Raw genomic sequence first — 21,849 nt, forward strand, 5'->3', positions numbered from 1 at the left:
CAGTCTTCCTGAAAAGAGCTCCCGCGGCTGGCCGCGGAAGCGTTATCAATAGCCGAGCGTCGATCAGCTTTCCAGCCACCAGCTGTCCCGACGCAGACCTCTGGGAAGCCGCCGGTCCAGAGCCAGGGCGGGCTCATCCGAGGCATTGACTTCGGACCGCTGGATCCTTGCCACCCGTGTCCTCAAGCGAGACGAGATCTGCTTCCGGAAGCGAGCGAGCAGCGCCAGAAGGATCATCATCACCCCCAGAATGCCTTCCGGTTCCGGCGCCGAGCTGCCACTCAGGTTGAGCGACGGATAGGCCGCTTTTGAGACGCCAGACACCTGCGGCAGCGGAACGTTCTTCTGACTGGCCGAGGCCGGGTCCGTATTGGCCACTTTTTCCGACACCGCAACGAAGGAGGTAAACCGGGACTGAAGCGCATAGGTCAGACCAAGCTCGGTGATTTCCTGTTCAAGCTGCCTGTCCCGGCTGCCACCGATCGTATAGGCGCGGTTCTTGTCGAAGATCTGTTCACGGGCCCAAAGCAGCGGCAGCGCTTTTGCCGCCTGGTCGCCTGCAGCAGCGGTGCCGGGAAGGTCGATCTCGATCGGCAGGCTGGCAGCCCGGCCATTGACGAGGCCATTGACGAAGGCCGTGTGTTTGCCGCCTGCCTGATAGCGGCCCAGTAGCCGGACAGCACCACCTTCGAACAGATCCGGGATCCTGGCCGGTGTCTGGTCTGCCACCTTGAGCCCGTTCCAGTCGATGGAAATATCGGTCAGGAGCGGCGACTTCAGTCTGGCGGCAAAGGCCTCGGCGGCCACCCTGGCCTCTTCGCCTAGACCGACATACCGGGCATATCCCCTGCCCTCTCGCGCCATCGCATCCAACAGAAAGCGGTTGACCGCATCGCCAACACCAAACGCATAGATCCGGGCATTGCCGATCCGCCGCGCGATGGAGTCAATCACGTCCCGCTCGGCGCCAATGTAGCCGTCGGTCAGGAACACCACGATACGTGTCGTCTCTTTCACCGGGGCAAGATCAAAGGCAGTGTTGATCGCCCGGTTGAGCTCCGTGCCGCCATCTGCGCTCAGACCGGCAACAAAGTGGAGTGCCCTTTGCTTGTTGCGTTCTGTTGCCTTGACGGCACCGCGGGCAAACTGGGACGTGGTGTTGGAAAAGCGCAGGATGCGAAAGTGGTCTTCAGGCCTCAGGCCCTTGATGGCCTCTTCCATGAAGACCTTGCTGGCCTGAAGCGGCTCGCCGCTCATGGACCCGGACGTATCCAGCACGAAGACCAGTTCCCGGCGCCCGATCGTGTCTTCTGCCGGCAGTTTCGGTGGCTCGATCAGCATGGAGAAATAGCCGCCGCGTTCTGCGTCAAAGAATGCGGAAACACCCGCTGCCACATCCTGTTCAGCCGACAGCTCGTAGCGCAGCACGAAGTCGCGGTTGTCGATGGCCTTGTTGCCGGCAAACCGGATGGTCTTGACCTTGCCCTCGTCGGCCACATCCAGCGCATGGGTCTTGCTCCAGAGCGCGGTGACCGGCATCGGCGCCGTCAGCCTGAGGTCAAGCGAGACCCGTTTCGGATCGATCTCGTCCGGCGCGTCCTGACCGATCACGGGCGAATAAGCCGGAAGCCTGTCGATCTGCCAGCCGGAAACTGTCTCGGTCCCGGAAACCGAGACAATATCGTCATCATAGGCGATGCGGTCGTCGGTTTTGGTGCCGCTCAATTGAACATCGGTCTTGAGGTCCGGCCCGTCAAAGCGTGGCCCCACCAACAGCGGCACGACCAGTTCGTAGGCGCCATCGATCTTCGGCACATGCTGAACATATTCCAGTGTGATCCGAACCGGACGGCCGGGCATCAGATGAGCGATGTCCTGGGTGAACATGTTAGGGCGGTGCTGGGTCAGGAGCGCCGCGGCCTTGCCCTCGGCCTTGGCCGCTTCGAAGGTTTTCTGGGCCTCGGCCTTTTTCTGGATGCGGGCAATGACGGTCTCGCCGTCCAGATCCATCTTCATGGCGTGGATGGCCGCCTTCTGGTTCAGGGGAAACAGATAGGTCGCATGAAGCGGTGTCCGGGTCGGGTTGAGAAAGGTCTGGGTCAGTTCGACATGAGCGGCATCACCATCGATCCGGACGGAATAGTCCGATGAAAGCAGCGGCAGGTGGATCTCCTTGCCGTCCACATTGGCAACGACGCTGCCGGCAAGGTCATCAAGGTCCGGGTCGGCGGCAGCCGGCCCCAGGCCGAACGTCAGCGCGGCAAGCGCCAAAGGCAGCATTTTCTGGAACGACGTCAACATGGAGGCAACTCCTTCTGGGTCAGAGTTCCGGGGAGGTCAGGTCAAGTGCGGCACGGGTGGCCGCTTCGAAGGCCGTCTGCCGATCCTCGGCAAGAGACCAGGGTGTGATGCGCTGGATGCTGGTCCAGCGGCTGCCGGGCGCTTTGAGCCACAGCCAGATCGCTTCGGCGATGTTGTGCGTGACCGCACCCGTGCTGGACGTGAAGGTGACCGCGACCCGCCAGTCGCCGCCGTCCGCGGAGGTCGCGCGGTAGTAGGCCGTCGGCACCGGATCGAAACGGGTGCCGAGAAAGGTCACTTCGAAACCCAGACCGCGCAGGCAATCATCCGGCGCGTGCAGATGCCGCAAGGGTGAGGACGTATGCACCAGCGTCAGCGCCATCGGCCCGTAGCGGCGTTTCTGGGCGTGGCCGCCATAAAGTTCGAAATAGCGCTGTTCGACCGGCAGCAGGGCTTCATCCATGCCGATCTCGCCACCAAGGCGAACCGGCAGCGGCTGAGGTTTTGTTGTTGCGGAGACATCAAGTGCCTGGCGCGGCAGCGACACGATCACGGCGGCAAGGCTGAGGAACAGGAGTGCGGACAAGGACCGGGCCGCTCTGGACATCGGCGGCAAAGGCATCTGCCAGATCGCGGCTGTGTGTGCCTTGGCCTTCGGCCGATAGAGGACAAACACCGGGACCATCGACAGGGCGAGCGTCAGATATCCGATCAGGTCATGCAGCGGCCCTGCCATGACATCCGCCCCGAGCACCGCCTCCGGAAAGGCAAGGCCGACTGCAAGCAGCATGATCCTCAGCGCATTGCCCAGCACCGCGAAGAGGAAGGCGAGCCCCAGCCAGAGGACAGCGGTCATCAGGGCCGGCCGGTAGAGCGCGTTCAAAAGCACGACAAAGGCCATGGCAAGCATCAGGCCGGAGGTCCCGGAACATGGCAGATCGACCAGCACATCGCGGCCGGCCAGCGCAATGCGAATGCCGGAACAGGAAAGATCTGTAAAAAACAGGTCAAGGCCCGCGCAGGACAGGTTCGCAGACAATTCCTGCAAGGGATAGCCGATCAACCGCTGCAGGATCCGCTCCACCGGCAGCGTGAACAGGAACAGGACCGACAGCCAGAAGGGCGACACGGCCCGGCGGCGTTCACCGGTCTTGAAAAAGGTTGCCAGGGCGAACACATCCAGCGCCAGGGCCAGACCGCCGATCACGTTGATGGCCAGCACCTGGCTGGCCAGCCGGATCAGCGCCGAGGCGACCAGCAACAGCACGGCGATCTGCCGATGGTGCGTCTCTGCGGTTTTGACCGGACTTGAGAGCGACCAGACACCCAGCGCCAAAAGGGCTGCGAGATAGATCAGTCCGCTGGAGGCATAGGACGGGTCCTGCCAGGAGCCCAGCAGCCAGCGCAGCGGCTCATAGGCCAGAATGGTGGAAGCCAGAACGAAGGCGGTGGAGGTCGGTGAAAGATTTGCCAGACGGGTCATGGCGGTCTTTCTGCCGGACCCGGTTGCAGGGCGTTGTCAGCCTATGTGCAGATTTTGCGCAAACTACCTTTCAGTGAGCTTTTGGCCCCACGACACCAGCACCGGGCGCTCCAGTCCTTCCAAAGGCAAAATCCGGCAGGCAACGCCGAAGACGGACGTGACACGTTCTTCGGTGAGAATGTCCAGAGCCGGTCCGCTGGCAGAAACCTGGCCCCTGTCGAACAGGACCACGTGATCGGCGTAGCGCATCGCCATGTTCAGATCATGCAGGACGATCACGAAGCTTCTTGCCTCAATTCGGCTCAAACGGTGGACGAGATCCAGCAGTTCATAGGCATGGGCAATGTCGAGATGGTTTGTCGGTTCGTCCAGGAAGATGCGGGGAGCTTCCTGGGCCAGCACCATGGCCACCCAGGCCCGCTGCAGTTGACCGCCGGACAATTGCGACAGGGCGCGGTCCCTGAAGTCTGAAAGCTCGGTCACCGCAAGCGCCTTCAGACAGCTTTCCTGGTCCTCTGTCGTCGGGCCGGCAAACCGGTTTCTATGTGCAAAACGCCCCATCATGACCAGATCGCCCACGGTCAGGTCGGACGGCGCCTCGGGCGACTGGGACAGCATCGCAACCTGTTGTGCCAGATTCCTCGGCGTCCAGTCGGAAAGGGCCTTGCCGGCGATCGTGACCTCGCCGGCATCCGGTGCATGCAACCCGCGCATCACCTTGAGCGCGGTCGACTTGCCACTGCCATTGGGGCCGCAAAAGGCAACGATCTTGCCGTCCGGCAAATCGAGAGACAGCCGGTCGAGCGCCAGGGCACCACCATAGGCGGCACGCACATTCGCAAGGCTTGCCATCAAGTCAGGCATGAGAGCGGCGTCCTTTCATGAGGAGGTACAAAAACAGCGGCGCCCCGACCAGAGCAGTCAGGGCGCCTGCCGGCAATTCCAGCGGCGGCGCAATGATCCGTGCCAGGATATCGGCGCCAAGAACAAGAGCACTGCCGGTAAGCGCGGTTGCCACCAGATAAACCGGCCGGAACTGCCCGTACCAGACACGCGCAAGATGCGGTGCGATCAGACCGACAAATCCGATTGCGCCGACATGGGCGACCGCAGCACCGGTCAGAAAAACCGCAATCGCCAAAAAGGCATAATTTGCGCGATCGACGGAAAGCCCCGTCACTGCGGCGCTGTGCGGATCAAGGGCGAGCTGTTGGAAGGTCAGGCGAAGCGCAACGAGCAAGGGCAGGCTCAGAAGGAGGCAGGCGCCAAGCACAAGAACATCCTGCCAGTGCGCCGTGCCGACAGATCCGGTGAGCCAGGTCAGGGCCTGGCTGGCGCGGTATACGGGACCCAGGATGATCAACAGCGTAACGGCCGCCTTGGCAAGAGCCGCAAGCGCGATGCCGTAGAGCACCACTGTGAGCGTCCGGTTGCCGCTCCGATCTGCCGCCGCAAGCCATAGAACCAGCCCGCCAAAAAGAGCTGCCCCCTGAAACGCGGCCAGCGGTTGCCAGTGAATGGAAACCGTCAGCGTGTTGGCCTGGTCGGAAAACAGCCAGAGAAACAGCACAACACCAACGGCAGCTCCATCCGTTATCCCAAGAACGGACGGTGACGCCATCGGATTGCGGACAATGCGCTGGAGCAAGGCCCCGGCCAGAGCCAGTGCTGCACCGGCCAGAATGGCGAGTGCGACACGAGGCAATCGCAGCTTCCAGAGGATGACCTCGTCCATCCGGCTGCCCTGCCCCAGCAGCGCTGCGACCACACGTTCGGGGGACATGAAACTCGATCCGATACCCGCTGCTGCGACAGTCAGCAGGGCGAGCGCGGCAAAAAGCGGAACGAGCCGGGAAAAGGAATTGGGTAAAACCATCAGTTGGCCAATCCTTTTCGCCGCCTGAGAATGTGGATCAGCATGGGAACGCCGATCAGCGCCAGCACTGCGCTCATCGGAGCTTCACCGGGTGCCACGACGACGCGCGCCAGGATATCGGCGGCAACAGCAAGATTGGCTCCGGTCAACGTGGTCAGGACAATCAGCTGCCGGGTCGACGGCAAGACGTTTCCGGCCATAAGCCGCGCTAGATGCGGGGCTGCAAGCCCCAGGAACATGATCGGCCCCGCCATGGCAACCGTCCCGGCCGCCAGCAGGGCCGCCAGGGTCAGCGCGCTCAGCCGCACCGCGGCAACATTCAGGCCCACCGCTTGAGCACTCGCATCGTCCAGCCGCAAAACATCCAGCGCTGTTGCAAGAAAAAGACTGCCGCATACACCGACAACCAAAAGCGGCGCCCCCAGCCACAACAGGTGCAACGGCCTGTCAGCAAAACTGCCGGACAGCCAGAAGAGCAGCGTTTCCAGGGCGCTCTCGTCAATCAACAGCAGGGTCTGGCTGAAAGAGGCCGTCAGCGCGGCAACCGTGAAACCTGCAAGCAGCGTCGTCGCAGGGTTGCCGACGCCGCCTGACGACATGGAGATCAGGAAAACCAAGGCCGTTGTCAGAAGCGCACCGAGGATTGCCGCGATCCCCAGTCCTGCAAGGCCCGTTCCCCCCAGGACAATCACACAGAGAATGACGGCAAAGGCGGCGCCGGAATTGACGCCGAGCAAACCTGGTTCGGCGACGGGATTGCGGGTGACCGACTGCATCAGGAGGCCAGACAGCCCCAAAGCCGCGCCGGCCACAAGACCGATCAGCGTGCGGGGTAAACGAAGCGTTGTGATGATTAATGCTTCGGCGCTTTGTCCATCGGCAAAGGCATCCCAGACCTTCTGCGGTCCGTAAAACACCAGACCTGCATGCAGGCTGAGCAATACTACCGCACAGAGCGCAAGGCCCAACGCCAGAACCAGCCGCCCCATTTTCCCACTCTCCCGATAATTGACAATCCCGAACGTTCGTCACATACACGGGAATAATACTGGAGGCAATTACTCAACTTTTGGAGTCGTTCTAATGAAGACTGTGCTTGCGCTCCTGCGCGCCCTGCCCCTTTGTGCCGCGCTTGTGGCTGCCCCCGCCCTTGCCCGGGATGTCACCGACAGCATGGGGACCGTCGCCGTGCCGGATGAACCGAAGCGTGTCATCGTTCTCACGAATGAGGGCACGGAGGCTCTTCTTGCGCTTGGAGTGACGCCGGTCGGTGCAGCAAATTCCTGGCTGGGAAATCCCTGGTGGGATCATATCCGCGATGGAATGGAGGGCGCGGAACCGGTCGGCAAGGAAAGTGCGATCAACCTGGAGCTTGTCGCAGCGCTCGAACCGGATCTCATCCTCGCCAACAAGCAACGTCACGAAGAGATCTATCCGCAGCTGACAGCGATTGCTCCGACGGTCATGTCGAAAGAATTGCGTGGCGACTGGAAGATCAATTTCCGCCTTTATGCAGAGGCACTTGGCAAGACAGAAGAAGCCGACGCCGCCATTGCCGACTATGATGCTGCCGTCGCCGGACTACGTGGCAAGCTGGGTGACAAGCTGAATGAAGAGGTCTCCGTGATCCGCTTCGTGCCCGGGCAGATCCGGATCTACCAGCTCGACAGTTTTTCCGGCGTTCTCCTGAAAGATATCGGTTTCAACCGTCCGGCCAATCAGAATGTCGAGGAATTTGCGATCCGCACCGGCAAGGAGAGCATTCCCAACATGGATGGCGACCGGATCTTCTATTTCACCTATGACAGCGGCGACGGCAAGGGCACATCGCTGGAAGAAGACGTCCTGGCCGATCCACTCTGGCAGTCTCTTTCCGCAGTTGAGGCAGGCAAGGTACACCAGGTCAGTGATGCCATCTGGAACACGGCGGGCGGCATCCTCGCTGCGAAGTTGATGATCAAGGATCTTGGCAAGATTTACGAGGTCGACTAAGTTTTCAAGGCTCCGGTTTCGGCCGGAGCCTAACCATTCCAGGCACCGCCCTGGCATTGCGCGCTGCATTTGGCCAAACCGGCATCGCCCGGCGCCAACCCTGCGCGTTTTCCAGCAAAGGTGGGTTCGCCATGACACCTGACCCCTCATCCAGTCTCCGGCTAGGCCGTATCGCAGCAACACTCGGCGTGAGCGATATCCAGCGCGCCAGTGCGGTCTATCAGGCCGTCTTCGGCTTCGAAAAGGTCTTTGAAAACGGAAATCCGACCGGTTTCATGATCCTGCAGAAAGACGACGCGGAATTGCATCTCTCCCTGCAAAAAACCTACAAGCCGCCGGCCTTCAACCAGGCGCACATGCTGGTATCGAATGCCGACGCCGCCTACAAAGCCTGTGAGGCCCATGGCCTCAGGATCATCAGGCGCCTTGAAGACAAGGACTATGGCTTGCGCGCCTTTGTCTTTGCAGATCCTGACGGCAACCGGATCGATGTCGGTCAGATCGTCTGACCCCATTGCCTCCACGCGAAACCGCGCTAGCTGGGATCGGGTGGGGGCAGTCAAGACGAGGTGGGTCATGCGGAACGTGTTTGGAAGTGCATTTGCAATCGGTCTGATGGCCACCCCTGCCCTGGCCGAATCTCACCGCTATGAACTTGATCCCGAACACACCACCATCGCCTTCATGGTCGATCACCTCGGTTATGCCGACACGCTCGGTCTGTTCCTGGAATTCGAGGGCGGGTTTACCTATGACATGGAAAGCCAGGAACTGTCCGATGTCTCAATCACGGTGCAGACCGCCAGCGTGAATTCCTTCAACGCCGCGCGCGACAACCATGTGCGCAACAAGGATTTCCTGAATGTCGAGACCTTCCCGGTGATGACCTTCACGGCGACCGGCGGCACGCCGACGAGCGACACAACAGGGACTGTGGAAGGCAACCTGACCCTCTTGGGCCAGACCCATCCGCTGACGCTGGAAGTCACCTTGAACAAGGCGGCCAACTATCCGTTTGGCCATGGCCGGTTCACGCTTGGCATCAGTGCCAGGGGAACCGTGATCCGCAGCCGGTACGGCATGACTTATGCGGTCGACAATGGATTTGTCGGCGATGAAGTTCAGCTGATCCTGGAAACGGAAGCCATGCGGGTCGAGTAAGACCGTTTCGTCAAAATGCCTTGTCCAGAAGCGGCTGCAGGGAAGGATGAATGGTCGGGCTTTCTTCGCGCAGAAAACGCAGGAGCGCCTTCTCATTCTCGTGCAACTGCCCGTCCCGGCCGATGCGCTCCACCAGCCAGCCGGTTTCGTCACCGGTGACCACCTCATTGACCGCGATTTCGGTTTCCATGGCCGCGCCGCGTTCCGCAAAGGGGTCCGGCTGGTCCCGATAGGCCTCACGCACACCGCTGACACCGCCGGAGACCATCTTCTTGAAAAATCCGCCAATGCCGCCTTCAAAACCACCGGGCTGCTCGAGCCAGTCTTCCCGCGCCAGGGCCACTTCGCGCGGTGGCGGGGCAAATCCGGACAGCGCCATCAAATGATTGGCAACGGCCTTGGTGAACAGTTCCGACCAGGCCGGGGCGTTTTCCGCTTCCACCGTCGCATCGTTGAGATCGAACAGGACTTCCGCCTCCGCCCTGGAAATGGCCATGCCACCGCAGCCGGCGCCGGCATAAAGCACACGGCGCAACAGCTCCACCTCCCCGTCGGAGATCACACCCGGCTTCAGCTCCGCACCGGAGCGCGTGGCCCCCGTCCCGGAAATCACGGATTGAGCCACCGCACGCAGCGCGAACTGTTCAAGATTTTCCGGCGCCTTGCGCGCTCTTTCCAGAATGTGCAGGACCGCATCCAGCTCGGTGCGGCTGCAGACATGCCCGTCCGCCGTCACCTGCCCGATCAGCCAGGCGGCATTGTCTTCGGAAACATAGCCAGAGGGCCGGACCTGATTGACAAGAATGTCGGCCATCGCTTCGGGAAATAGGTCGTACCAACTGTCTGGAAAACCCTGCGCTGCCGCGTTCAATCTGAACAGGGCAGCCCCTTCCTCGAGCGAGACGACCATGTCGCTATAGATGTAACGGCGCAGCGTGATGACATCATCTTCGCTGACGACGCCCTCCGCGATCTTCGCCTCGACAAAATCCATCAAACTCGGCTTGGTCATGTCGTCCCCCGGATGTAACCCGGGCGGGAGAATGGCCGAAAATCCTTGAAATTCCCGTAACGCGCTACAGCACCGCGCGATGCAGCTCTATTACTGAAGCAATCGCAAAAGTCAGATCAGTTCAAGCAGTTCTCCCTCCCCGACCGTCATCCTGAGGAGGGCCACCAGGCCCGTCTCGAAGGATGGGCCGTGACAACGGGACAAGACAAGTGGCCCATCCTTCGAGACAGCGCGGCCGCGCTTCCTCAGGATGAGGCGGTTGTTGCTGACCGCATTTGTGCGAAAACAACCTTTGAGCCTTTCACGGTTAGATCGAAGCATCGGGCGGCGTCTTCCGCATTCTGTGATGGCTGCCCAAAGTAGAAAAAAGGAGCCGCGGCTGCGGCTCCCAAGATGTCTCCCCGCAAGGAGGGGGTATGGAAGAGCGGGGAAACGGCTCCGGAGGCGGGTCCGGAGGGTGCTTCAGGCTTAGCCGCGCTGGTTCTTGTGCCAGCCCTTGCCTTTGCCCTTGCCTTTCTTGCCGCCCTTGAAGTCGGCCTTGGTGATGACGCCGTCCTTGTTGCGGTCGGCGCGGTCCATCAGCTTGTCCAGGCGCTTGTCATGTTCCTCGGCTGTGATCCCGAGGCTGCCATCAGCATCCGCACGCTGGAACATGTTGACGATGCGGTTTTCATTCAGCGCCAGCCACAGCGGGCCGAACTCTTCGATGGTGAAGGAACCGCTGCCATTGGTGTCGGCAAGCGCGAACAGTTCGGCGCGCTTGGCATCGAAGTCTTCGCGGGTGACCTGGCCGTTGCCGTCGGTGTCGAACAGGCTCAGGAACATGGCGCCCTGACCACCGCGGCCACCACGGCGTCCGCCGCGTTCGCCCCGCTCGCCCCGTTCACCGCGGTCTGCGCGCTGCTGGCGATCCCCTTCTTCGGCGCCCTGGCCACGATTGCCACGGACACGCTCGACAACGCCGTTGCCGTCCCGGTCGAGCCGGTTGAACATACGGTTGGCGACCGCGTCGACTTCAGCCTGGGTCACGGTGCCGTCACCGTCACTGTCCAGGAACTGGAAGGCACGGACCATGCGGTCATTCGACCGTTCCATGAAAGCCGCCTTGAATTCCTCCAGGCTGATCTCGCCATTTCCGTCGGTATCGGCCGCGGCAAAATCCTGCGCCCGGACTTCCTCGATTTCGGCCTGGGTGATGACGCCATCCTTGTTCACGTCGAAGCGCTCGAACAGGCGCTCTGCGCGCCGCTCGCCGCCGCGATGGCCACGGCCCCAACCGCGTCCGCCGCGTTCTCCCTTATGGGCCATGCGCTGGCCCTCGGTCTGCTGAATCTGTTTGCCCCCGTCCCCGGCTGCTGCCGTGTCCTGGGCGAGAGCGGGAAGGCCGGCGGTCAGCGCGGTACCCGCGACGCTCGCAGCCAGGGCGGCAATTGCAATCTTCTTGAACGGTTTCATTCCAACAACTCCTTGGTTCGTTGATGAGCTGAAGGTAAGAAGCAATTGTCGCAGGATTACCCGTGGAAGAGGCCCGAAGTGTCGCCATCTGTCCCCAAGGGCTGCTGCGATACACTTTGTTACAAGTTCGGCTCGCACCTTTCCGCGCGGAAGACTATTTTACCCATAGAAACAGCAAGATCCGTGGCTTCGCAGATTCAATGTCTGAAAGGACGCCACAAGAATGGAGACAGATGTGAGCGACCCGAGCCCGCATATCCTGGTCGTCGACGATCATCGCGACATCCGCGAGACACTGGCGCGTTATCTGGTCAAGAACGGTCTGCGCGCAACGACGGCCGAAAATGCCGCCCATGCACGCAAGGCGCTCAAGGCCGCCTCCATCGATCTGGTGGTGCTCGACATCATGATGCCGGGGGAAGACGGCTTGTCGCTGTGCCGGCACCTTGTGGAGACCGGATCCATGCCGGTCATCCTTCTGACCGCCATGGCCGATGATACCGACCGGGTCATCGGACTGGAGATCGGCGCGGATGATTATGTCACCAAGCCCTTCAACCCGCGTGAACTGCTGGCCCGGATCCGGGCGGTGCTGCGGCGCACATCGCTGGTTCCAAGAGAACGTGACCCGATCGAACAGGACAGGCTGCATTTCGACGGCTGGTCGCTGAATGTTGCCCGCCGCGAGCTACTCGATCCGGAGGGAACCTCTGTCGCCCTGTCCAGCGGGGAGTTCCAGCTGCTCTGCGCCTTTTTGAAACGCCCGAAAATGGTGCTGAACCGGGACCAGCTCATGGACCTGACGACCGGCCGTACGCCAGCCGTCTTTGACCGGTCGATCGACAACCAGGTCTCCCGCCTGCGCCGCAAGATCGAGGAAGACCCGAAAGAACCCAAGCTGATCAAGACGGTCTGGGGCGGTGGTTACATGTTCACGTCCGAGGTGAAAGACGCCGCCGAATGAACCGGACCGCCCTCCCCCGCAAGATTGCAGCGTTTCTCTGGCCCAGTTCCCTGGCCTCCCAGCTGATCGTGCTGATGCTGGCCGCGATTGTCGCCGCCCAGGCGCTCAGCATCTGGATCTTCCAGGATGAACGCCGCATCGCACTGGTCGCCGCGGCCCGTGACAATCTTCTGGCCCGCGCCGTCGCCCTGTCGGAGCTGATGGAGGACACGCCGGTTGCCCTGCAGGACCGGATCCTGGAAGCCAGCAGCAGCCGCTACGCCGTCTTCTGGCTGGGCGATACACCGCTTGCGCCCGAGCCGGGCACCTCCCGGTTCGAACAGCGACTGCAAGGTTACATGTCCCGCGACCTCGCCACGGGCCAGGTAGTCCATCTCAACATTCACGCAGACGAAAAGCGCGGTCCCGGCAGGCGAGAGGCCAGGGACGACGACAAGGCCAGCTGGCGTGACGTTCCCAAACGCGAGCGGCCGCACAATTTGCGCAAGATAATGAACAAGCCGGAAGACCTGTCCCTGTCGATCCAGATGACCAACGGCCGATGGCTGAATGTCGCGACAAGTTACCGGCCTCCCTCCGGTGCGTTCTTTGCTCTCATGGTACAACTCGGCCTCACTGCTCTGCTGACGGTGCTCATCATCGGTCTTGCCGTGCGTCGTGTCACACGGCCGCTCAAGGATCTCGCCACAAGTGCGGAAAAACTCGGCCGCGGCGAAGAACAGGAACCGTTGACACCGAGCGGACCCAGGGAAGTCCGTGCGCTGACCTCTGCCTTCAACGACATGCAGGACCGGCTGACACGCTTCGTCCAGGACCGAACCCGCATGCTGGCGGCCATCAGCCATGATCTGAGAACCCCGATCACGTCTTTGCGCCTTCGGGCGGAATTCATTGACGATGACGAAAACCGCGACAAGATGATCGAGACCCTGGATGAAATGGCGGCCATGACCGAAGCTGCCTTGCGCTTTGCCAAGGACGAGGCTCAGGCGGAAACGGCCGAAAACGCCGACCTGGGGGCGCTTCTGGAAGCGATCGCGGGTGATCAGCAGGATCTCGGTCACAACTGCAGCGTGGAAACGAGCGAGCGTATTATTGTCCCCTGCCGTCCGATGGCCCTCAAGCGGGCCCTGCGCAATCTGATCGAAAACGGCATCCGCTACGGCGAAGCCGTTTCCATCAAGGCCAGCAAGAAAGGACAAGAGGCGATCATCCGCGTCCGTGACAAGGGACCCGGCATTCCTGACGACCGTTTGAAGGACGTCTTCGAGCCGTTCGTTCGACTGGAAGAATCCCGTAGCGAAGAAACCGGGGGCATTGGGCTGGGCCTTGCCATTACGCGTTCCATCATCCACGCCCATGGCGGGCGGATCGATCTGCGCAACCGTGAGGCAGGTGGCCTGGAAGCCGAGGTGCGGTTACCGCTCGGAAGCTGAAGGGCCGCCGGTCAGCGGCGCGCCTCGATGCCACCGGCATAGGTGGCATCATCGACAGCCTCGAGCCACTCGGCCACCGACCCGTCCAGCTCTTCCTGGATCGCCAGATGCACAAGCGCGGTTGTCGGCCCGGCGCCGTGCCAGTGCTTCACACCAGGCGGGATCCAGATGACATCGCCCGGCAGGATCGAGAGTTTTTCCTGCCCCCACAAATGCACAAAGCCTGCCCCCTCGAGCACCTGCAAGGTCTGCCCGAGCGGATGCGTGTGCCAATGCGTGCGCGCACGCGGTTCGAATGTCACCCGGATTGCCCTGACCCGCGCCGGCGCCGGAGCCTCGATCACCGGATCCTGCCAGACCGTGCCGGTGAAATAGTCCGGATTGGCGCGTTTTGTCGGCCGTGACCCGGCCTCGAATACCGTCAGCACACTCATGACACCTCCTTGCCCGGACTTGGGGCGGCCTGACGTTTTGCCTTCTGAGGCCAGTTGATCAGAACAACCCCGAAAATGGCAAGGCAGATTCCGGCAAAGGTTTCCAGATCGAGGCTTTCCGACAGGAACACGACGCCCAGAAAGACGCCGACGCCGGAGCGCAGATAGGCCTGGCTGGCGGTGCCCATGGGGCCAAGCGTGTTCAACAGGCGGAAATAGATCAGGAAGGCGAAAGCCGTACAGATGACGCCCAGAATCAGCGCCGACAGAATGCCGGTTGCGTCCAGTGTCTGCTCCCAAGGGCTCTCCGTTAGGAGGCTCAACGGAACAAGCACGGCAGAGGCACAGATCAGCGTGCCGGTAGCAGCGACAATTGGCGGATACTCTGCAAAGAGCGGCCCGCGCAAAGCGGCGATACCGTATAGGACCGCTCCCAGAAGCACCACGAGCTGCGGCACGAGGGTTTGCCCGATATCCTGAAGCGCGCCGACCCCGACGATCAGAACGATGCCGCCAAAGCCGAACAACGCGCCGATCAACTGAAGCACGCCCGGCCGCTGACCTCTTTGCAGAAGCAGAAAGGACAAGGCGAACACCCAGAGCGGTGAGGTCGAATTAAGCACACTGGAAACAGCCGTCCCCGCATATTGCTGCCCCCAGGCCAGCATCAGCCAGGGACCGGTGCTGTTGACCAGCGACTGCACCATGAACAGCCGCCAGCTGCGGCCATCCTTCGGCAAGGCAATGCCCTGGGCAGCAAGGATAGCCAAAAGCACCAGCGAAGCCGACAGGACCCTGATCGCAATCAGGGTCGCAGGAGGAAAGGAGGGCAGCGCCAGGGCGATCCACATGTAAGAGGAGCCCCACAGCAGGGCGAGAACACCCAGCAGGAAGAACTCGAAAGATCTGGAAGGCATGAGACGCGGCTTTACCCGTGCAGCTCACGGCTGTCGGCCGGGGCCTCCGCTCGCTCGTCCATGCCGTAATCCCTGAGGACATGCGCAATGCGCAGCCTGTAGTCCTTGAAGTAAGAGGTCCGCCCGGCGGTCTGGGCCTTGCGGTGCTGTGTCAGCTGCCGCCATTCGTCGAGCGCTGCCTCATCGCGAAAGAAGGACAGAGAGAGAAGTTTTTCAGGATTGGTCAGGCTTTGAAACCGCTCCACCGACAGGAAGCCGTCGATTTGATCGACCAGTGGCCGCATTTCAGCTGCCACGTCCAGATAGTCCTGTTTCTTGTCCGCATGCGGCATCACTTCGAAAATCACGGCTATCATCGTCCACTCTCTCCCCTCGCATGCGGTGCGGAGGCCAGTTTCAGGAAGGTGCGGTCTTCCCGCAAGATGAATTTTTCCGCCATGGCGAATTCATAATTCTCCCTGCCGAGTGAATCGGCGGCCAGCCGCGCCCGATAGGCTTCATAAGCTGCCAGGTTCTCGACGGAATAAACGCCATAGGCGAGCGTCGTGGAGCCTTCATGCGGTGCGTAATAACCGATCAGGTCGGCCCCGCAACGGGGGATCGCCTGCCCCCAGTTGCGGGCATATTGCTCAAAGGCGGCCTTCTTGGTCGGGTCGATGTGATAGCGGATGAAACAGGTAATCATGGAGCGGTCCTTTGCGCTGGTCTAACGATCCGCTCTATGCCATGCTCCGCGACGCGAATGCTTCGACAGCGATCGAACCATGGAGGCTGAATATGAAGGAAGGACCGGACATTGCCCGTATTGGCGCCCTGATCGGCGATCCTGCCCGCGCCAACATTCTGAGCGCGCTTTTAAGCGGCAAGGCGCTGACGGCAACCGAACTGGCAACGGAAGCCGGCATCACCGGCCAGACCGCCAGTTCACACCTGAAAAAACTGATGGAAGGAGGCCTGCTCGCCCAGGCCAAACAGGGCCGCCACCGCTATTTCACGCTGGCCGGGCCGGAAGTCGGCACCGTTCTGGAAGCCATTATGGGGCTTGCCGCCCGCAAGGGACATCTACGCACGCGCACCGGCCCCCGCGATCCTGCCATGCGTGCCGCTCGTGTCTGCTACGATCACCTCGCCGGCGACATGGCGGTCCGGATCTATGACAGCCTGCAGATGCGGGACATGCTGACAGCCTCATCCGACAAGGGCGGTCTCGCGCTGACCGAGAAAGGCGCCACCTTCATCTCGGAGATCGGCATCGAACTTGGCGCCCTGAACGCGAGCCGCCGCCCCATGTGCCGTGCCTGTCTCGACTGGAGCGAACGGCGCAATCATCTGGCCGGCAGCCTGGGTGCGGCCCTCCTCTCCCATTTCCAGGACCAGCGCTGGCTGCGCCGGGAAGAGAACAGCCGCATCGTGCATATCTCGCCCAAGGGAGAAGCGGCGATGAAGGAGCTGTTTCCACTTTGATTTGCAACTTCGGGCCGCCCCTAACGTTCGAACATCATCCCGAGGAACCGCATTAGCGGCGTCTCGAAGGACCGGAAGCATGGTCCCTACCCCGTGGCCCATCCTTCGAGACGGACCTGGCGGACCTCCTCAGGATGACGTCGATGGGCGTGGCCGATGCCGTCAAAAACGAACAATCGATTGTCACCCCGATTTAATGCAGCCAAGACCGGGATCCAGTAGGGCGCAGCGCGATATTCCAAGAAAGCGCCAGTGACTACTGGATCCCGGCTCTCCGCTACGCTGCGGCCGGGATGACAAACCGGGATGCGCGGGCTGTCCTTCAAGCGATTGTTTTTGATTTCTGTCACACTTCGATCCAGACCGAGGCATTACTCGTCCATATCCTCTTATGGTGCTCTGACCAGACGACAAGAGAGACGATCATGGACCAGCTTTCCCTCTACCTGCCGGGCATATTGCTCGCCTATTCCGCTTTTCTGCTGGCCATCGCCAGTCCGGGCCCAAACATACTGGCGGTCCTTGGAACATCCATGAGCGCCGGGCGCAGATCAGGCGTAGCACTCGCGCTTGGCGTCGCCACAGGATCCCTTACCTGGGCCATGTTGACGGTTCTGGGCCTCTCCGCCCTTCTTGCCACCTATGCCTCCGCACTGACGGCGATCAAGATTGCCGGCGGGCTCTACTTGCTTTGGCTGGCCTGGAAGTCGCTGAAGTCGGCCTTGTCACGGCACGACATCGACGCAAAACAGCTGGCTGGGGGCCCGCGCACACCGATCGGTTATCTGATCAGGGGCTATGTGATCCAGATGACCAACCCCAAGGCTGCTCTCGCCTGGATCGCAATCATTTCCCTCGGTCTCAAGCAGGATGCGCCTGTCTGGGTCGGCGCGGTGATCGTGCTGGGCACCTTCGTGCTTTCCGTCCTTGTGCACGTGCTATACGCAGTCGCCTTTTCAACACCGGCTATGCTCCGGCTCTACGGCAAGGCCCGCCGCAGCATTCAGCTGCTGCTCAGCGGTTTCTTTGCATTTGCGGGTGTGAGACTTCTTTTGAGCAGATCCTGAACCCGGAAGACAAAAAACCCGGCCGAAGCCGGGTTCTGTAAGGATGTGGTCGGACATTTGGGGCAACGAAACGTCCGTGGGCAATTTTATTGTTGTCGTTGGGGCCGAACGAGGTCTGGCCCGTTCAGGCGGCCTTTGAAGCCTCCTGATCCTTTGGCTTCGCTTCCCGCCAGGAGCGGTAAAGACGTGACGGCAACCACGAAAGGCGGTCCCGGTTGTAGTCCTGGCGGTGGTCCACCAGAAGCATTCTGGCGATTTGCACAGTCATTTTTCTTCTCCTTTGGCGAACGCGAACCTGCAGTGCATTCGCCTTATGCGTTTATATATACGCGCACTTTGTGCACCTATCAAGAGCGCACAATGTGCATTTTTTCAAAAAAACGTGTTATTTTCCTTACGTCATTAAATTCACAGACAAAAATAAACGGCCTCCGGGATTTATCCACCGGAGGCCGTTCAGTTTTTAATCGGTTTTAGGAGAAACGCGCCTATTCGGCTGCAATCATGCGCGCCGGATCGTAGTTCAGAATCGGGGCCAGCCAACGTTCCGCATAGGCCAGATCCCAGCCCTTGCGCAGCGCGTAGTCCTCCACCTGGTCCTTTTCGATCTTGCCGACACCAAAATAGTGGCTGTCCGCATGGCCGAAATAGAGACCGGATACCGAAGACCCCGGCAACATGGCCTTGCTTTCCGTCAGCTGAATGCCGGTCAGGCGCTCCGCATCGAGAAGCTTGAAAAGCGTGTCCTTTTCCGTGTGGTCCGGCTGGGCCGGATAGCCAGGCGCCGGGCGAATGCCCTGGTACTTTTCGGCAATGATGTCCTCCACGGACAAGGCCTCGTCTTTGGCGTAGCCCCAAAGATCCGTGCGAACGATCTGGTGGAGCTTTTCCGCAAAGGCTTCCGCCAGCCGGTCCGCCAGAGCCTGGGACAGGATCTTGTTGTAGTCATCCCCTTCCCGGGCATAGCGCGCGGCAAGCTCGTCTTCGCCGTGACCGGCTGTCACCGCAAATCCACCGATCCAGTCGGAGATGCCGCTGTCCTGCTGCGCCACGAAGTCGCTCATTGCAACATTCGCGCGCCCGCCGGCGGAACGCGCCATCTGCTGGCGCAGGGTGTGGAAGGTTGCCAGGGTCTCGGACCGGGTCTCGTCGGTAAAGACGCGGAGGTCGTCGCCCACGGCATTTGCCGGCCAAAGTGCGGCGACACCACGCGCGGTCAGCAGCTTCTTTTCGACGATCTCGTCCAGCATGCGCCGGGCGTCGTCATAAAGCGCCTTGGCTGCCGGGCCATAGCGATTGTCCGTCAGAACGGCCGGATAACGGCCCTTGATTTCCCAGGTCGCGAAGAATGGTGTCCAGTCGATCAGCGGCACGAGGTCTTCCAGCGGGAAGTCGTCGAAAACCGTTGAGCCCGGTTTCTTCGGCGCGACCGGCGGCTTGCCGGTAAAGTCCGCCTTGAAGGCATTGTCCCGGGCGGCCTTCAGCGACGTGCGCTGCTGGTTGCCCCGGCCGGCAGCATGTTTTTCGGCAATGTCGGCATATTCGGCACGGACGTCTGCATAGTAAGGCACCCGCCCGCCTTCGCTCATCAGCTTGGACGCCACCCCGACCGCCCGGCCGGCATCGGTCACATAGATCGCCTGGCCGCGGGCATAGTTCGGATGGATCTTCACAGCCGTGTGGATCTTCGATGTGGTCGCACCGCCAATCAGGAGGGGCACATCCAGGCCTTCACGTTCCAGTTCGGCCGCGACATGGCACATTTCATCGAGCGACGGCGTGATCAGACCGGACAGCCCGACCATATCGACCTTTTCAGCCTTGGCCGTTTCCAGGATCTTGGCAGCCGGCACCATCACGCCGAGGTCGATCACCTCGAAATTGTTGCACTGGAGAACCACGCCGACGATGTTCTTGCCGATGTCGTGGACGTCGCCCTTCACGGTCGCCATCAGGATCTTGCCGGCCGACGACTGGCCAGTGATGCCTTTTTCTTCCTTTTCCTTCTCCATGAAGGGCATCAGGTAGGCGACGGCCTTTTTCATCACTCGGGCGGACTTGACCACCTGGGGCAGGAACATCTGGCCGGACCCGAAGAGGTCACCGACCACATTCATGCCGTCCATCAACGGGCCTTCGATCACGTGAAGCGGCCGGTCAAACGCCTGCCGGGCTTCTTCCGTGTCCTCGACCACGAAGTCATCGATCCCGTGCACCAGGGCATGTTCCAGCCGCTTGGCCACACCCCAGGTGCGCCAGGTCAGATCGGCTTCGCGTTTCTTGCCGCCCTCACCTTTCCAGCGTTCGGCCGCGTCCAGCATGCGATCCGTTGCATCGTCCCGGCGGTTCAGGACCACGTCCTCGCACAGCTCGCGCAATTCGGTGTCCAGATCGTTGTAGACCGCCAACTGACCGGCATTGACAATGCCCATGTCCATACCGCGCTGAATGGCGTGATAGAGGAACACGGAATGCATGGCCTCGCGCACGGCCTCGTTGCCGCGGAAGGAGAAGGACAGGTTCGAAACGCCGCCCGACACATGGGCATGCGGCAGATTTTCGCGGATCCAGCCTGTCGCTTCGATGAAGTCGACACCGTAATTGTTGTGTTCCTCGATGCCTGTGGCCACCGCAAAGATGTTCGGGTCGAAAATGATGTCCTCCGGCGCGAACCCGACCTTCTCCGTCAGCACCTTGTAGGACCTTGAACAGATCTCGGTCTTGCGCTCGAAGGTATCTGCCTGACCCTTCTCGTCGAAGGCCATCACCACAACGGCGGCGCCATAGCGGCGTACCAGCCTGGCATGCTTGATGAACTCCTCCTCGCCTTCCTTCAGCGAGATTGAGTTCACGACCCCCTTGCCCTGAATGCATTTCAGGCCGGCTTCAATGACGGTCCATTTGGAACTGTCGATCATCACCGGCACCTTGGCGATGTCCGGCTCGGCGGCCACCAGGTTGAGGAAGGTGACCATCGCCTCTTCGGAGTCCAGCAGGCCTTCATCCATGTTGATGTCGATAATCTGCGCGCCGTTTTCGACCTGCTGGCGGGCGACATCGAGCGCGGTCGCATAGTCGCCTTCCTTGATCAGCTTGCGGAAGCGGGCCGACCCGGTGACGTTGGTGCGTTCGCCGACATTGACGAAATTGGTTTCCTTGGTGACCACGAACGGTTCCAGGCCCGACAGGCGCATATGCCTGTCGATTTCAGGGATCGCACGCGGTGTCTTGTCCGCAACGGCCTCCGCAATCGCCTTGATATGCGCCGGGGTGGTGCCGCAGCAGCCACCGACAATGTTGACAAGCCCGGCAGAGGCAAATTCCTCGATCAGCCCGGCCATGTGCTCCGGGCTCTCGTCATATTCGCCAAACTCGTTGGGCAGACCGGCATTCGGATAGGCGCAGACCAGCGTGTCGGCAACCCGGCCAAGCTCGTCCACATGGGCGCGCATTTCTTTGGCGCCAAGGGCACAGTTGAGGCCGATGGCGAGCGGGCTGGTGTGACGTACGGAATTCCAGAAGGCCTCCGGTGTCTGGCCGGAAAGCGTACGGCCGGACAGATCGGTGATGGTGCCGGAGACGAGGACCGGCAAGGTCGTGCCGACCTCTTCAAAGACTTCCTCGATCCCGAACAGGGCCGCCTTGGCGTTGAGCGTGTCGAAGATCGTTTCGACCAGAAGGACATCAGCGCCACCAGCAATCAGACCGCGTGCAGCTTCCGCGTAAGCAATGCGAAGATCATCAAAGGAAACAGCGCGGTAGCCGGGGTTGTTCACATCCGGCGAGATCGAAGCCGTCCTGTTGGTCGGGCCAAGGGCCCCGGCGACGAAGCGCGGCCGCGACGGGTCCTCGGCCATGACCTTGTCACAGGCTTCCCGTGCCAGTTTGGCGCTCTCGAAATTGAGCTCATAGGCCAGTTCCTCCATGCCGTAGTCGGCCTGGGCAATGGTTGTGGAGGAAAACGTGTTGGTCTCGATAAGGTCGGCACCGGCATGAAGATAATCGACATGGATCTGCCGGATTGCGTCGGGCTGGGTCAGGCTCAAAAGATCGTTGTTGCCTTTGACGTCGCTCGGCCAGTCCTTGAACCTGTCCCCGCGATAGGCAACTTCATCCAGTTTCAGGAGCTGGATTTCAGTTCCCATGGCGCCGTCAAGCACGAGAATACGGGTCTTGGCGAGGTCACGAAGGCGCTCAAAGGCGTCGGACTTGGTCACGGGATCATTCCTTCCAGAAGCTCTGGTTCAATGTGGTCAGGCGCCTTCCTGCATGGAAGGCGCGGATAAT

Annotated in this window: 20 protein-coding genes; 7 read left to right on the forward strand and 13 right to left on the reverse strand. The window is 61.1% G+C overall.

What is annotated here, in order from left to right:
• Window positions 1-63 precede the first annotated feature (63 nt).
• From ACO6TG_RS03890 to ACO6TG_RS03910, 5 genes are all read right to left on the reverse strand, one after another.
• Complete coding sequence (locus tag ACO6TG_RS03890; protein WP_422376954.1) at window positions 64-2,301, reverse strand: VIT and vWA domain-containing protein; 2,238 nt, start codon at window positions 2,299-2,301, stop codon at window positions 64-66.
• A 19-nt stretch (window positions 2,302-2,320) separates the two neighbouring features.
• Entirely contained in the window at window positions 2,321-3,784 is a 1,464-nt protein-coding gene (gene xrtT / locus ACO6TG_RS03895; RefSeq protein WP_422376955.1) for an exosortase T, read from the reverse strand.
• A gap of 63 nt (window positions 3,785-3,847) precedes the next feature.
• The gene (locus ACO6TG_RS03900) at window positions 3,848-4,648 is read right to left on the reverse strand and encodes an ABC transporter ATP-binding protein (RefSeq protein ID WP_422376956.1); all 801 of its coding nucleotides are present in this window, start codon (window positions 4,646-4,648) and stop codon (window positions 3,848-3,850) included.
• Window positions 4,641-5,660 carry a FecCD family ABC transporter permease gene (locus tag ACO6TG_RS03905; protein ID WP_422376957.1) on the reverse strand — a complete coding sequence of 340 codons (1,020 nt, stop codon included), beginning with the start codon at window positions 5,658-5,660 and terminating at the stop codon, window positions 4,641-4,643. The genes ACO6TG_RS03900 and ACO6TG_RS03905 overlap by 8 nt, the downstream gene beginning before the upstream one ends.
• Complete coding sequence (locus tag ACO6TG_RS03910; protein WP_422376958.1) at window positions 5,660-6,649, reverse strand: FecCD family ABC transporter permease; 990 nt, start codon at window positions 6,647-6,649, stop codon at window positions 5,660-5,662. Before ACO6TG_RS03910 ends, ACO6TG_RS03905 begins: the two co-directional genes overlap by 1 nt.
• Window positions 6,650-6,743: 94 nt before the next feature.
• On the opposite strand from ACO6TG_RS03910, the gene ACO6TG_RS03915 reads away from it, so the two are divergent.
• The 3 genes from ACO6TG_RS03915 to ACO6TG_RS03925 all read left to right on the forward strand — a co-directional run bounded on the left by ACO6TG_RS03915 (window position 6,744) and on the right by ACO6TG_RS03925 (window position 8,813).
• Window positions 6,744-7,652, forward strand: coding sequence for an ABC transporter substrate-binding protein (locus ACO6TG_RS03915; protein ID WP_422376959.1), 909 nt, complete (start codon window positions 6,744-6,746; stop codon window positions 7,650-7,652).
• Between the two features lie 131 nt (window positions 7,653-7,783).
• Window positions 7,784-8,161: a VOC family protein gene (locus ACO6TG_RS03920; protein ID WP_422376960.1), complete on the forward strand. Its 378-nt coding sequence runs from the start codon at window positions 7,784-7,786 to the stop codon at window positions 8,159-8,161.
• Between the two features lie 67 nt (window positions 8,162-8,228).
• Window positions 8,229-8,813 (forward strand): YceI family protein, encoded by a 585-nt coding sequence (locus ACO6TG_RS03925; RefSeq protein ID WP_422376961.1) that lies wholly within the window; start codon window positions 8,229-8,231, stop codon window positions 8,811-8,813.
• Between the two features lie 10 nt (window positions 8,814-8,823).
• Here ACO6TG_RS03925 and ACO6TG_RS03930 read toward each other — a convergent pair whose 3' ends face one another.
• Both ACO6TG_RS03930 and ACO6TG_RS03935 read right to left on the reverse strand, forming a co-directional pair.
• On the reverse strand, window positions 8,824-9,825 hold the full coding sequence (locus ACO6TG_RS03930) for a hypothetical protein (protein ID WP_422376962.1): 1,002 nt from the start codon (window positions 9,823-9,825) through the stop codon (window positions 8,824-8,826).
• Window positions 9,826-10,293: 468 nt separating this feature from the next.
• Window positions 10,294-11,280, reverse strand: a complete 987-nt coding sequence (locus ACO6TG_RS03935) for an EF-hand domain-containing protein (protein WP_422376963.1) — start codon at window positions 11,278-11,280, stop codon at window positions 10,294-10,296.
• A gap of 223 nt (window positions 11,281-11,503) precedes the next feature.
• On the opposite strand from ACO6TG_RS03935, the gene ACO6TG_RS03940 reads away from it, so the two are divergent.
• Together ACO6TG_RS03940 and ACO6TG_RS03945 are read left to right on the forward strand one after the other, a co-directional pair.
• Window positions 11,504-12,244, forward strand: coding sequence for a response regulator (locus ACO6TG_RS03940; RefSeq protein WP_422376964.1), 741 nt, complete (start codon window positions 11,504-11,506; stop codon window positions 12,242-12,244).
• Window positions 12,241-13,680 carry an ATP-binding protein gene (locus ACO6TG_RS03945; protein ID WP_422376965.1) on the forward strand — a complete coding sequence of 480 codons (1,440 nt, stop codon included), beginning with the start codon at window positions 12,241-12,243 and terminating at the stop codon, window positions 13,678-13,680. Before ACO6TG_RS03940 ends, ACO6TG_RS03945 begins: the two co-directional genes overlap by 4 nt.
• An 11-nt stretch (window positions 13,681-13,691) precedes the next feature.
• On the opposite strand, the gene ACO6TG_RS03950 is transcribed toward ACO6TG_RS03945, so the two are convergent.
• Genes ACO6TG_RS03950 through ACO6TG_RS03965 form a run of 4 tightly spaced genes read right to left on the reverse strand, consistent with a single transcriptional unit; the run spans window position 13,692 to window position 15,716 of the window.
• Entirely contained in the window at window positions 13,692-14,114 is a 423-nt protein-coding gene (locus ACO6TG_RS03950) for a (R)-mandelonitrile lyase (protein WP_198338384.1), read from the reverse strand.
• A complete protein-coding gene (locus ACO6TG_RS03955) occupies window positions 14,111-15,031 on the reverse strand; it encodes a DMT family transporter (RefSeq protein ID WP_422376966.1) in 921 nt (306 codons plus the stop codon). Before ACO6TG_RS03955 ends, ACO6TG_RS03950 begins: the two co-directional genes overlap by 4 nt.
• An 11-nt stretch (window positions 15,032-15,042) precedes the next feature.
• On the reverse strand, window positions 15,043-15,387 hold the full coding sequence (locus ACO6TG_RS03960) for an antibiotic biosynthesis monooxygenase family protein (RefSeq protein WP_422376967.1): 345 nt from the start codon (window positions 15,385-15,387) through the stop codon (window positions 15,043-15,045).
• Window positions 15,384-15,716 carry an NIPSNAP family protein gene (locus ACO6TG_RS03965; protein WP_422376968.1) on the reverse strand — a complete coding sequence of 111 codons (333 nt, stop codon included), beginning with the start codon at window positions 15,714-15,716 and terminating at the stop codon, window positions 15,384-15,386. The genes ACO6TG_RS03960 and ACO6TG_RS03965 overlap by 4 nt, the downstream gene beginning before the upstream one ends.
• 92 nt (window positions 15,717-15,808) lie before the next feature.
• Between ACO6TG_RS03965 and ACO6TG_RS03970 the strand changes: the two genes are divergently transcribed.
• Window positions 15,809-16,495: an ArsR/SmtB family transcription factor gene (locus ACO6TG_RS03970; protein WP_422376969.1), complete on the forward strand. Its 687-nt coding sequence runs from the start codon at window positions 15,809-15,811 to the stop codon at window positions 16,493-16,495.
• Between the two features lie 425 nt (window positions 16,496-16,920).
• Window positions 16,921-17,562 (forward strand): LysE family translocator, encoded by a 642-nt coding sequence (locus tag ACO6TG_RS03975; RefSeq protein ID WP_422376970.1) that lies wholly within the window; start codon window positions 16,921-16,923, stop codon window positions 17,560-17,562.
• 124 nt (window positions 17,563-17,686) lie between these two features.
• Here ACO6TG_RS03975 and ACO6TG_RS03980 read toward each other — a convergent pair whose 3' ends face one another.
• A complete protein-coding gene (locus ACO6TG_RS03980) occupies window positions 17,687-17,830 on the reverse strand; it encodes a hypothetical protein (RefSeq protein WP_422376971.1) in 144 nt (47 codons plus the stop codon).
• Between the two features lie 220 nt (window positions 17,831-18,050).
• Entirely contained in the window at window positions 18,051-21,779 is a 3,729-nt protein-coding gene (gene metH / locus ACO6TG_RS03985) for a methionine synthase (RefSeq protein WP_422376972.1), read from the reverse strand.
• Window positions 21,780-21,849: the final 70 nt, after the last annotated feature.

Origin of the sequence: Roseibium sp., from assembly GCF_965233565.1 — a bacterium.
In the GTDB taxonomy this organism is placed as follows: domain Bacteria; phylum Pseudomonadota; class Alphaproteobacteria; order Rhizobiales; family Stappiaceae; genus Roseibium.